The organism is Arthrobacter sp. Y3224055, from assembly GCF_059090825.1.
Map to the genome: position 1 here is coordinate 338613 of NZ_JBNHGB010000002.1, position 12015 is coordinate 350627.

Sequence of the window (12015 nt, forward strand, 5' to 3'; positions counted from 1 at the left end):
GAGGCGCCGCGCGCGCCGCGGGCCTGGGCGATGCCGGCATCTCCTGCCGCCGGGGGCAGGAGATGCCGCTCGATCAGTTCTCCAGTGCCGCCAGGCCGGGCAGGGTCTTGCCCTCGAGGTATTCGAGGCTGGCGCCGCCGCCGGTGGAAATGTGTCCGAAGGCGCCGTCGTCGAAGCCGAGGGCACGCACAGCGGCGGCGGAATCGCCTCCGCCGACGACGGTGAAGCCGTCGCTGCCGGTGAGGGCCTTGGCGACCGTGCGGGTGCCGTTGGCGAAGGCGGCGAACTCGAACACGCCCATCGGTCCGTTCCAGAAAACGGTGTTCGCCGAGTGGATCTGGTGGGCGAAGGCCTCGGCCGACTCCGGGCCGATGTCCAGGCCGATGCCGGCGGAGCCAAAGGATGCCGACTCGATGCTGTCCGCTGGAACTACTTCCCAGGCCGCATCGGCGGCAAACTTCTCGGCGACCACGATGTCGGTCGGCAGGATGAACGTGCAACCCAGTTCCTTGGCGCGTGCCAGATAGCCGCGCACGGTGTCCAGTTGGTCCTGCTCCAGCAGGCTGGAGCCGACCTTGTAGCCCTGGGCCGCCAAGAAGGTGAAAACCATGCCGCCGCCGACCAGCAGGTAGTCGGCCTTGCCCAGCAGGTTCTCGATCACGGCCAGCTTGTCCGAGACCTTGGAACCGCCCAGGACCACCACATACGGCCGCTGCGGCGCCTCGGTGAGCTTGTTCAGGACCTGGAGCTCCGTCCGCACCAGGTCGCCCTGGTAGGCCGGAAGCCGGCGGGCAATGTCGAAGACCGAAGCATGCTTGCGGTGGACAGCACCGAAGGCGTCGTCCACGTAGGCTCCGTCGGCGCCGGTCAGGGCGGCGAGTTCGGCGGCGAAGGCCTCCCGGTCGGCGTCGTCCTTGCTGGTTTCCCGGGGATCGAACCGCACGTTCTCCACCACCAGCACTTCCCCGTCCTGCAGCCCCGCGGCCGCCTCCCGGGCGGCCGGGCCCACCGTGTCCGCGGCGAACTTGACCGTGACCGGTGCCAGTTCCTTCAGCCGTGCGACGGCGGGGCGCAGCGAGAACTTCTCCTCGGGTGCGCCCTTGGGGCGGCCGAGATGGGCCGTCACGACCACCCGCGCCCCGGCTTCCGCGAGCTTGACGATGACCGGCAGGGACGCCCGGATCCGCCCGTCGTCGGAGACCGCCAGGTCCGGGAGTTCGCCCTCCAGGGGGACATTCAGGTCCGAGCGGACCAACACGTGGCGTCCGCGGACCCCGGCGGCCAGCAGGGCATCAAGAGAATGTGCAGTCATTTCTTCCTTCGTGCGGAGGACGGGACGGGCGGGACCTAGGACAGCTTCGAGGCGATCAGAGCCGTCAGGTCCACCAGGCGGTTGGAGTAGCCCCACTCGTTGTCGTACCAGCCAACAACTTTCACCTGATTACCCATTACCTTAGTCAGTCCCGAGTCGAAGATCGAAGACGCCGGGTCTGTGACGATATCGGAGGACACGATGGGGTCCTCCGTGTACGTGATGATCCCGGCCCAGTGCGGGTCGCCGGCGGCCTCCTTGAACGCCGCGTTGACCTCTTCCACGTCGGTTTCGCGGGACACGGTGACGGTCAGGTCGGTCATCGAGCCCGTCGGCACCGGCACACGGACCGCGAAACCGTCCAACTTGCCCTGCAGTTCCGGCAGGACCTGCCCGATGGCCTTCGCCGCGCCGGTTGATGTCGGCACCAGGTTGATGGCCGCCGCCCGGGCGCGCCGCAAGTCCCGGTGCGGCCCGTCCTGCAGGTTCTGGTCGGCGGTGTAGGCGTGGATGGTGGTCATGAGGCCGTGCTCGATGCCGAACTTCTCGTGCAGCACCTTCGCCATGGGCGCGAGGCAGTTCGTGGTGCAGGAGGCGTTCGAAATCAGGTGGTGGGAACCGGCGTCGTACTCGCTGTCATTGACGCCCATCACGATGGTGATGTCCTCGTCCTTGGCCGGAGCCGAGATCAGGACTTTCTTCGCCCCGGCGTCAAGGTGCTTCCGGGCCCCGCCGCCCTTGTTGAACCTGCCGGTGGATTCGATCACGATGTCGACGCCGAGGTCGCTCCACGGCAGCGCGGCGGGTTCCTTTTCGGACAGGACGCTGACCTTCCGGCCGCCGACGATCAGGTTGCCGGCATCCACCTCGACCGTTTCTGCCAGCACGCCGAGCACACTGTCGTATTTGAGCAGGTGGGCCAGGGTATGCGCATCGGTCAGGTCGTTGACCGCCACGACCTCCAGGTCCGTGTCTTGCGCCAGGACGGCGCGGAAGTAGCTGCGGCCGATCCGGCCGAATCCGTTGATTCCAACTCGAGTAGTCATGAGCCTCTACCTCGTGGATGGGCCGTGACCGGAAGGGCTCCCCCGGTCCGTGCCCTTGTTGTTGGCCTGCTGGCCGGGTGGTCAGCGCGGAAGCGCCGGTGCGGGCGGCGGCGAAGCGGGCGGCGACGTCGGCCCGGTGGACGGTACCGGCGCGGTGTCCGCCGCCCCGGCCCCGTGGCTGGCATGCATGAAGTCGTTCAGTTCCATGATCCTCGCCCGGACGCGCCGTTCCAAGGCCGCGCAACCGTGGCCGGGGTGCAGTTCGTGCGTGCCCATGGTTCCCTCCAAACTGACGTGCCGTGCCTAGTCGTCCAGCATCTCCGGCGTCACGTTGGCTTCGGTCCCCGGGATGCGCAGCTCCAGCGCCCGCTTGTCCGCCATCGCCAGCAGCCGGCGGATCCGGCCGGCGATGGCGTCCTTGGTCATCGGCGGGTCCGCCAAGCGCCCGAGCTCGTCCAGGGAGGCCTGCTTGTGCGCCACCCGGAGTTCACCGGCGTAACGCAGGTGCTCCGGCACCTCGTCGTCGAGGATCTCGAGGGCACGCTCCACGCGCGCGCCCGCAGCGACGGCGGCCTGGGCCGAGCGCCGCAGGTTGGCGTCGTCGAAATTGGCCAGCCGGTTTGCGGTAGCGCGCACTTCCTTGCGCATCCGGCGTTCTTCCCACACCATCAGCGCATCATGGGCGCCCATCCGGGTCAAGAGCGCCGCGATGCTGTCGCCGTCGCGGATGACAACCCGGTCCACGCCACGCACCTCCCGGGCCTTGGCCGCGATCCCGAGCCGGCGGGCCGCGCCCACCAGCGCCAGCGCCGCTTCCGGGCCGGGACAGGTGACCTCCAGGGCGGAAGAGCGGCCGGGTTCGGTCAGCGAACCGTGCGCCAGGAAGGCTCCGCGCCAGACCGCCTCGGCATCGGCCGCCGAACCGTTGACGACCACGGAGGGCAGGCCGCGGACCGGCCGGCCGCGGCCGTCCAGCAGGCCGGTCTGCCGGGCGAGGGACTCCCCGTCCTTCACCACGCGCACGACGTAGCGGTTCCCGCGGCGCAGCGCACCGCCGGAGACCACGATGATGTCGCCGCTGTGGCCGTACACTTCCGAGATGGCGGTGCGCAGCCGCCGGGCGGTCGCAGCCAGATCAACTTCGGCCTCGATGACGATGCGGCCGGAAATGATGTGGAGTCCGCCGGCGAAACGGAGCGTCGACGAGACCTCCGCCTTCCGGACCTGGGACTTCTTGATGTCAAGGCGAGCGAGCTCATCCTTGACTGCTGCGGTCAGCGCCATGCACCTTGTCCTTACCTAATCCTTGTGGCCTTCGAAAATGTCGTGGTAGGCACTCGCCAGTCTCAACGGATCGTGTACGGGGCGTCCGCCTGAACTTCCTACTCTACCGAAGACCACGCGTGCTCCCAGCGCGGCCGCGGCATCCTCGAAACGCCCCTTGTCGTCAATCACGGCCGGATCGGCCAAGACCACGTCGAAACGCATCCCGGGGGCGCAGCGCCTCACCGCGGCCAGGTGGTCCGAGGCCGTCATCCCGGACGTTTCCTTGGTGTCCACCGACAGGTTCATGGTCAGGCAGCGGCGCGCCGGGGTGTCGCAGAGCGCCTCGCGCATCTCCTTCAGCATCAGGTGCGGCAACACCGAGGTGTACCAGGAGCCGGGCCCGAGGATCACCCAGTCGGCATATTCGACGGCGTTCAGTGCCTCGACGCAGGCCGGGGCGTCGTCGGGCAGCAGGCGCACGTCGTGGACGTGGCTGTTGCGTCCGGCCGCCGCCAACCGCGACTGGCCGGAGATCAGCGCGGTGCGCAGCCGCCCGTCCTCGCCCTCCACCAGCACGTCGCCCTCGATGGTCAGCGGCACGGTGGCCATCGGCAGCACCTCCCCGCGGGCCCCCAGCAGGGCGCCGGCCCACTTCAGGCCGGCAACGGGGTCGCCGAGCAGCTCCCACAGGGTCACAATCAGCAGGTTTCCGAGGGCGTGGTTGTCCAGCGACGGCTCGGCGCCCGGGGATGACTTGAAGCGATGCTGCATCACATCGCGCCAGGTCCGCCCCCAGTCGGTGTCATCGCACAGCGCCGCGAGGGCCATCCGCAAATCTCCCGGCGGGAGGACGCCGAACTCCTTGCGCAGGCGGCCGGAGGATCCGCCGTCGTCGGCCACCGTGACGATGGCCGTCAGTTCCGTGGTGAGCAGCCGCAGCGCGCCCAGCGAGGCAGAGAGCCCGTGCCCGCCGCCCAAAGCCACCACGGAGGGAGGCGCACCGCTCTTCCCGGTCCGGCTGCGGGAGGTCCCCGGGGCGGGAACCAGCGGCATCGGTCCGGTCAGGATCGCCACTATTCGCGCCCCAGGTCCCGGTGCTGGACGGTGACTTTGACGCTCGGCAGCTGGGCCAGCCGCTTCCCGATTTCCTCGGCGACCGCCACGGAACGGTGCTTGCCGCCGGTACACCCGATGGCGATGGTGCCGTAGTGCTTGTTCTCGCGGCGGTAGCCCTCCAGCACCGGCTCCAGCGCGTCCACATAGCGGTTGACGAATTCATCGGCCCCGGAGTCCACCAGCACGTAGTCGCGGACCTTCTCGTCCAGCCCTGTGTGCGGGCGCAGCGCGGGGACCCAGTGCGGGTTGGGAATGAAGCGGGCGTCGGCGACGAAGTTGGCGTCCACCGGCAGCCCGTATTTGAAGCCGAAGCTGACCACGTTGATGCGCAGCACGATCGGACCGGATTCGGTGAAGAGTTCCGTGATGGCAGTGGCCAGGGCGTGGACGTTCATCTCGGTGGTATCCACCACCAGGTCGGCCGAGTCCTTGAGGCTGCTCAACAGTTCCCGTTCGGCGGTGATGCCGTCGGATATGCGGCCGTCACCCTGCAGCGGGTGCGGCCGGCGGCCCTGTTCGAAGCGGCGGACCAGGACGTCCCCGGAGGCGTCCAGGAACAGCACCCGGTAGTGGATGCCGCTGGCCGCCAGGGCATGCAGCGCCTCACGGATGTCGCGGAAGAGGCTCTGGCTGCGCACGTCTACGACCACGGCAAGCTTGGGCAGCGACTGCGGCATCCGCGAAACCAGTTCGGCCAGCGTGCCCAGCATCTGCGGCGGCAGGTTGTCCACCACGTACCAGCCGTGGTCTTCGAGGGCATGCGCCGCCGTGGTCCGGCCGGCCCCGGACATGCCGGTGACCACCAGGAGTTCGGATTCCACCGGCTTTTCCGGCGTCAAGTCCTCATCCACCGTCATCGTCATTCCATCCATCCCGACCCCCGCTCCTCGATTCAAGCTCTAGCCTAACTAAGATTCGATGATTTCGCCGGTCGCCATATTTACCGCCGGCGCGGGCTCCTCCGCGGCACCGGCAGCCAGCTGGCGCTTCAAGGAAGCCGCCAGCGCCGGGCCGATGCCCGGAACCTGCTGCAGCTCTTCGGCGCTGGCCGCCTTGAGTTTCTTGGCCGAGCCGAAATGTTTCAGCAGCGCCTTGCGTTTCGCCGGCCCGAGGCCCTGGATGCCGTCCAGCACCGAGACGGTCATGGCCTTGCCGCGCTTCTGCCGGTGGTAGGCAATCGCGAAACGGTGGGCCTCGTCGCGGATCCGCTGCAGCAGGAACAGGCCCTCGGACGAACGCGGCAGGATCACGGGGAAATCGTCGTCGGGCAGCCAAACTTCCTCCAGCCGCTTGGCCAGGCCGACCACGAACACGTCGGTAATACCCAGGTCCGATAGCGCGCGGGAAGCGGCGGCCACCTGGGGCGGCCCGCCGTCCACCACCACCAGGTTGGGCGGATAGGCGAACTTGGTTTTGGGCGCCGGCGTGAGCGTCTCTTCAAGCACGACGGCGGTGTCCGCGCCGTCCCCGGCAGGGGTTTCGCCTGCATCGGCGGCCGCCGGGATTCCCTGGTGGCCTTGTTCCGCCAGATAGTTCCGGAAGCGCCGGCTGATCACGTCATACATCGCCGAGGTGTCGTCCCGGGCGGCCTCGCCGGTGATCGCGAAGCGGCGGTAGTCGGACTTCTTGGGCAGCCCGTCTTCCACCACCACCATGGAGGCCACCACGTTGGTGCCCTGCACGTGGGAGATGTCGTAGCATTCGATCCGCAGCAGCGCCACGGGCAGATCCAGTGCCTCCTGCAACTGCTGCAGGCCGGCCGAGCGCGTGGTAATGTCGCCGGCGCGCCGGCTCTTGTGCAGGGCCAGGGCCTGCTCGGCGTTCTCCCTCACGGTGGCCAGCAGGGCAGCCTTGTCACCGCGTTTCGGCACGTGGATCTGCACCCTGCTGCCGCGGAGTGCGCTGAGCCAGGCCTGCAGTTCGGCGGCATTCTCCGGTTCCTGCGGCAGCATGACCTGGCGCGGGATCCGGTCCGGCCCGTCGGCGTCCCCGTAAACCTGCTGCAACAGGTGTTCGGCCAGGTCGGCGTCGCTCTGGTCCTCGACCTTTTCCACCACCCAGCCGCGCTGGCCGCGGATCCTGCCGCCGCGGACGTGGAACACCTGGACGGCCGCCTCCAGTTCGTCCTGGGCCAAGGCGAACACGTCGGCGTCGGTGTCTTCAGTGAGCACCACGGCATTGCGTTCGAAGACCCGGCGCAGCGCGGCGATGTCGTCCCGGTGACGCGCCGCCGTCTCGTAGTCGAGTTCGGCCACCGCCGCGGCCATCTTCTTTTCGAGGTCCCGGATAAACCGGTCGGCTTCCCCGCCCATGAACGCGCAAAACTCGGCGGCCAGGGCCTTGTGGTCCTCGGGCGAAATCCGTCCCACACAAGGCGCCGAGCACTTGTCGATGTAGCCCAGCAGGCACGGCCGGCCGGTGCGCTGGGCCCGGTTGAAGACGCCGGTGCTGCAGGTGCGGACCGGGAAAACCCGCAGCAGGGTGTCCACGGTCTCGCGGATCGCTTTGGCCGGGTAGTACGGACCGAAGTACTTCACGCCCTTGCGCCGCTCGCCGCGCATCACCTGCACGCGCGGGAACTTCTCCCCCATGGTCACGGCCAGGTAGGGATAGGACTTGTCGTCCCGGAACATGATGTTGAAGCGCGGTGTGAACTCTTTGATCCACGTGTACTCGAGCTGGATGGCCTCCAGTTCGCTGCCCACGATCGTCCACTCCACCGAAGCCGCCGTGTGCACCATCGCATGGGTCTTGGGCGGCAGGTTCTTGGGGCTGGCGAAGTAACTGTTGAGCCGGGACCGCAGGTTCTTCGCCTTGCCGACGTAGATCACCCGCCGGTGCTCGTCCCGGAAGCGGTAGACGCCGGGATTGGTCGGGATCTCCCCCGTCCGCGGACGGTAGGAAGCAGGATTAGCCATGGCCGGTCACTCCCTTCCTCGCCTGGGCCCTGGGTGCCGTCCGGCCGGTCAAGCCGACGGCGTCTTGTTGTAGCTGTTCGAGCGTTCCTGGCCGGTCAGGTCGGCGATCGCGTCCATGATCTGGTCGGTGGCCGACCGGCGCGCCGGCAACGAGTGCTCCGGCCCGGTCCGCTTGAAGTACAGCGGCTTGCCGATCCGGACCGTGAAATGGCTCGGCCGGATCATCATCCTCCCGGCGGGCTGCAGCTGTTCGGTGCCGATCAGCCCGACCGGCAGCACCGGCGCCCCGGTCGTGAGGGCCAGCCACCCCACGCCGGTGCGGCCCCGGTAGAGCTTGCCGTCACGGGACCGTGTTCCTTCAGGATAAATCCCGAAAGCCTCGTTGCGGTCCAGTACGTCCAGGGCGCTCTGCAGCGCGGCCACGCTGGCGGCCTGTTCGCCCCGCTCCACCGGTATCGAGCCGACGCTGTGAAAAAACCACCGCATCGCAGCACCCTTGGGACCGCGGGTGGTGAAGTATTCGGCTTTGGCGAAAAAGGCCACCTTCCGCGGCATCATCGCCTGGATGATGACGCTGTCGAGGAAGGACAGGTGGTTCGGTGCCACAATCACCGGGCCGGTCGCGGAAAAGTTCGCGATTCCTTCAATCGTCGGCCGGCAGCTGAGCCGCAACCCGGCCCGGAACGAGGCGCGGGTCGCTTCGAACGTCCTCATGCGGCCGGTCCGGGGCGTCCGGCCAGGGCGCCCTCGGGCTCGGCGGCGGTCAGCCGCCCAATAGCGGCCTCAAGTTCTTCGGCGGTATCCACGACGACGACCGCGCCGGCGGCTTCCAGCTCCCCGGGGGCTGCGAAGCCCCAGCCGACCCCGACGGCGGGGATGCCGAGCCGGAGCGCAGCGGCCGCGTCGTAGAGCCGGTCGCCCACCATGACCACCGGGCCGCACGCGTCGCTGAAAGCGTCCAGCGCGGCCTGCAGGATCGGCACCTTGCCCAGCCCGGGTTCCGCCGGGGCGGGATCGTCACCCTCGGCTCCGTAAATTCCCGCAAAGTACTGCTCCAGGCCCTGCAGCCGCAGCAGCTCCCGCGCCAACCCGGTCGGCTTCTGCGTGGCGACGGCGAGGATAGCGCCGGTGGAGAGGAGCCGCTCCAGCAGGCCGGTAATGCCCGGGTACACGCGGCTGGCCGCCATGCCGGACCGGCGGTAGCCCGCCCTGTACAAGGCGATCACCTCGCCGAGCCGGTGCTCCGGGACGCCGGCGCCGCGCAGGGATTCACCCAGCGGCGGCCCGACCAGGGATTCGAGTTCTTCCTGCGGCGGGACCGGCAGGCCGGCCGCCGCGAGGGCGCCGGCTATTCCGGTGGTGATGGCACCTGCGGGGTCAACCAGGGTTCCGTCGAGGTCGAAAAGTACCAGCGCAGGCAATTGAGTCACCCGGGCATTTTCCCACAGATCCGCGGATCCGCCGGAATCCATTCCTGCTCGGGAATACCTTCTTCCCTCCGGCAGGCTCACTGCTGGCCGAGCGCCTCCGCCAGGAAGCGCCCGGTGTGGCTGCCCTCGACTGCCGCCACCTGCTCGGGAGTGCCGCTGGCGATGATCTGGCCGCCGCCGGAACCGCCCTCGGGCCCCATGTCCACAACCCAGTCGGCGCTCTTGATCACGTCGAGGTTGTGCTCGATGGTGATCACCGTGTTGCCCTTGTCCACCAGCCCCTGCAGCACCTGCAGGAGCTTGCGGATGTCTTCAAAGTGCAGGCCGGTGGTCGGCTCATCCAGCACGTAGATGCTTCGCCCGTTCGAGCGGCGCTGCAGTTCGCTGGCGAGCTTGACGCGCTGGGCTTCCCCGCCCGACAGCGTGGTGGCGGGCTGTCCGAGCCGGACGTACCCCAGCCCGACGTCCACCAGGGTCCGCAAGTGGCGGGCGATCGGGGTGAACGCGGCAAAGAATTCCGCTGCTTCCTCGATCGGCATGTCCAGGACTTCGGCAATCGTCTTGCCCTTGTAATGGACTTCCAGCGTCTCGCGGTTGTACCGCGCGCCGTGGCAGACCTCGCACGGAACGTAGACGTCGGGCAGGAAGTTCATCTCGATCTTCAGCGTGCCGTCGCCGGAGCAGGCCTCGCAGCGCCCGCCCTTGACGTTAAACGAGAACCGGCCGGGCAGGTAGCCCCGGAGCTTCGCCTCGTTGGTCTCGGCGAACAGTTTGCGGATGTTGTCGAAGACACCGGTGTAGGTGGCGGGGTTGGAGCGTGGCGTGCGGCCGATCGGGCTCTGGTCGACGTGGATGACCTTGTCCAGCTGGTCCACGCCTTCCACCCTGGTGTGGCGGCCGGCAACATGCTTGGCTCCGTTGAGCTTGTTCGCCAGCACCTTGTAGAGGATGTCGTTGACCAGGGTCGATTTTCCGGAGCCGCTGACGCCGGTGACCGCGGTGAAGATTCCCAGCGGGAACGAGGCATCGATGCCGCGGAGATTGTTTTCCCGGGCACCCACCACCTTGATCTGGCGCTTCTTGTCCATCTTCCGGCGCTTCGCCGGCAGTTCGATGCGGCGCCGGCCGGACAGGTAGTCACCGGTGATGGAACGCGTGTTGTCCAGCAGTTCCTGCAGCGAGCCGGAGTGCACCACTTCGCCGCCGTGCTCGCCGGCGCCCGGTCCGATGTCCACTATCCAGTCGGCCTCGGCGATGGTGTCCTCGTCGTGTTCCACCACTATCAGGGTGTTGCCGAGGTCGCGCAGCCGTGTGAGGGTCTCGATCAAGCGGCGGTTGTCCCGCTGGTGCAGGCCGATGGAGGGCTCGTCGAGCACGTAGAGCACGCCGACCAGGCCGGAGCCAATCTGCGTGGCCAGCCGGATGCGCTGGGCCTCCCCTCCGGACAGCGTGCCGGCGGCGCGCTCCAGGTTCAGGTATTCCAGGCCCACGTCCAGGAGGAACCGCAGCCGTGCCTGGATCTCGATGAGTACCTGGTGGGCGATCTGGGTTTCGCGGGCCGAGAGCTCCAGGCCGGCGAGGAACGAACTCGCCTCGCGCAGCGGCAGGGCAGACACATCCGCGATGGACTTGCCGTTGATCAGCACGGACAGCGACGCGGGGTTCAGCCGCGCGCCGTTGCATTCCGGGCACGGGACCTCGCGCATGTACTCCTTGTAACGGTCCCTCGCCCACTCGGACTCGGTTTCCTCATGCTTTCGGTGGATGTACTGGAACGCGCCTTCGAATCCGGTGCTGTATTTCCGTTCCCGGCCGAAGCGGTTGCGGTACTGCACCACGACCTTGAAGTCCTTGCCGTGCAGTACGGCCTCCCGGACCTTCTTCGGCAGGTTCTTCCACGGCTCGTCCATGGAGAACCCCAGCTCATGCGAGAGCCCTTCGAGCAACCGCGTCCAGTACTCCTGGGTGGCTTTGCCCAAGGACCACGGGGCAATGGCGCCCTCGGACAGGCTCCGGTCGGGATCCGGGACCACCAGGTCCACATCTACTTCAAGCTTGCTGCCGATACCGGTACAGGCCGGACAGGCGCCGAACGGATTGTTGAACGAGAACGAGCGCGGCTCGATCTCGTCGATGGCGAGCGGGTGTTCGTTCGGGCAGGCCAGGTGCTCGGAGAAGCTACGCGTACGGCCCGGGTCGTCCTCGTCAATGTCGACGAAATCGGCCAGCACGCGGCCCTCCGCGAGGGCCAGGGCGGTTTCCACCGAGTCGGTCAGGCGCTGGTGGATGCCTTCCTTGGCCACCAGCCGGTCCACCACCACCTCAATGGTGTGCTTGTACTGCTTCCCCAGCTTCGGCGGTTCGCTTAGCTGCACCTGCTTGCCGTCCACCTTTGCGCGGGAAAAGCCCTTGGTGCTCAGTTCCTTGAACAGGTCGACGAACTCGCCCTTGCGCCCGCGCACTACCGGGGCCAGGATCTGGAACCGGGTCCCTTCGGGAAGCTCTTGCAGCTGGTCAACGATTTGCTGCGGGGTCTGCTTTTCCACCGGTTCACCGCACTGCGGGCAAAAGGGGCGGCCGACGCGGGCCCACAGCAGGCGCAGGTAGTCGTAGATCTCGGTGATTGTTCCCACGGTGGAGCGCGGGTTGCGGCTGGTCGATTTCTGGTCGATCGAGACCGCCGGCGACAGGCCCTCGATGAAGTCCACATCCGGCTTGTCCACCTGCCCCAAGAACATCCGCGCATAGGAAGAGAGCGATTCCACGTACCGGCGCTGGCCCTCGGCGAAGATCGTATCGAAGGCCAACGACGACTTGCCCGAGCCGGACAGGCCCGTGAAGACGATCATGGCGTCGCGGGGCAGGTCCACGCTGACGTTCTGCAGATTATGCTCGCGGGCGCCCTTGACGACCAGCCGGGACATATC

Annotated in this window: 10 protein-coding genes; all 10 read right to left on the reverse strand. The window is 67.8% G+C overall.

From position 1 onward, the window contains the following. Nucleotides 1-73: 73 nt before the first annotated feature. The 10 genes from AC5RTY_RS06895 to uvrA all read right to left on the reverse strand — a co-directional run bounded on the left by AC5RTY_RS06895 (nt 74) and on the right by uvrA (nt 12012). Nucleotides 74-1312, reverse strand: coding sequence for a phosphoglycerate kinase (locus AC5RTY_RS06895; RefSeq protein ID WP_493999639.1), 1239 nt, complete (start codon nt 1310-1312; stop codon nt 74-76). A 35-nt stretch (nt 1313-1347) separates the two neighbouring features. After that, nucleotides 1348-2358, reverse strand: a complete 1011-nt coding sequence (gene gap / locus AC5RTY_RS06900) for a type I glyceraldehyde-3-phosphate dehydrogenase (RefSeq protein ID WP_494025877.1) — start codon at nt 2356-2358, stop codon at nt 1348-1350. An 81-nt stretch (nt 2359-2439) separates the two neighbouring features. Continuing rightward, the gene (locus tag AC5RTY_RS06905) at nt 2440-2634 is read right to left on the reverse strand and encodes a hypothetical protein (protein ID WP_493999637.1); all 195 of its coding nucleotides are present in this window, start codon (nt 2632-2634) and stop codon (nt 2440-2442) included. 27 nt (nt 2635-2661) lie between these two features. Further along, nucleotides 2662-3642, reverse strand: coding sequence for a DNA-binding protein WhiA (gene whiA, locus AC5RTY_RS06910; protein ID WP_493987300.1), 981 nt, complete (start codon nt 3640-3642; stop codon nt 2662-2664). 15 nt (nt 3643-3657) lie between these two features. Continuing rightward, nucleotides 3658-4698: a gluconeogenesis factor YvcK family protein gene (locus AC5RTY_RS06915; RefSeq protein WP_493999636.1), complete on the reverse strand. Its 1041-nt coding sequence runs from the start codon at nt 4696-4698 to the stop codon at nt 3658-3660. Next, entirely contained in the window at nt 4698-5612 is a 915-nt protein-coding gene (gene rapZ / locus AC5RTY_RS06920; RefSeq protein ID WP_493978538.1) for an RNase adapter RapZ, read from the reverse strand. Before rapZ ends, AC5RTY_RS06915 begins: the two co-directional genes overlap by 1 nt. Before the next feature lie 36 nt (nt 5613-5648). Continuing rightward, nucleotides 5649-7658 carry an excinuclease ABC subunit UvrC gene (uvrC, locus tag AC5RTY_RS06925; protein WP_493999635.1) on the reverse strand — a complete coding sequence of 670 codons (2010 nt, stop codon included), beginning with the start codon at nt 7656-7658 and terminating at the stop codon, nt 5649-5651. 48 nt (nt 7659-7706) lie between these two features. Next, the gene (locus AC5RTY_RS06930) at nt 7707-8372 is read right to left on the reverse strand and encodes a lysophospholipid acyltransferase family protein (RefSeq protein WP_494139272.1); all 666 of its coding nucleotides are present in this window, start codon (nt 8370-8372) and stop codon (nt 7707-7709) included. Further along, a complete protein-coding gene (locus AC5RTY_RS06935) occupies nt 8369-9088 on the reverse strand; it encodes an HAD hydrolase-like protein (RefSeq protein ID WP_493999633.1) in 720 nt (239 codons plus the stop codon). Before AC5RTY_RS06935 ends, AC5RTY_RS06930 begins: the two co-directional genes overlap by 4 nt. 77 nt (nt 9089-9165) lie before the next feature. Continuing rightward, nucleotides 9166-12012, reverse strand: a complete 2847-nt coding sequence (gene uvrA, locus AC5RTY_RS06940) for an excinuclease ABC subunit UvrA (RefSeq protein ID WP_494001251.1) — start codon at nt 12010-12012, stop codon at nt 9166-9168. Nucleotides 12013-12015 lie beyond the last annotated feature (3 nt).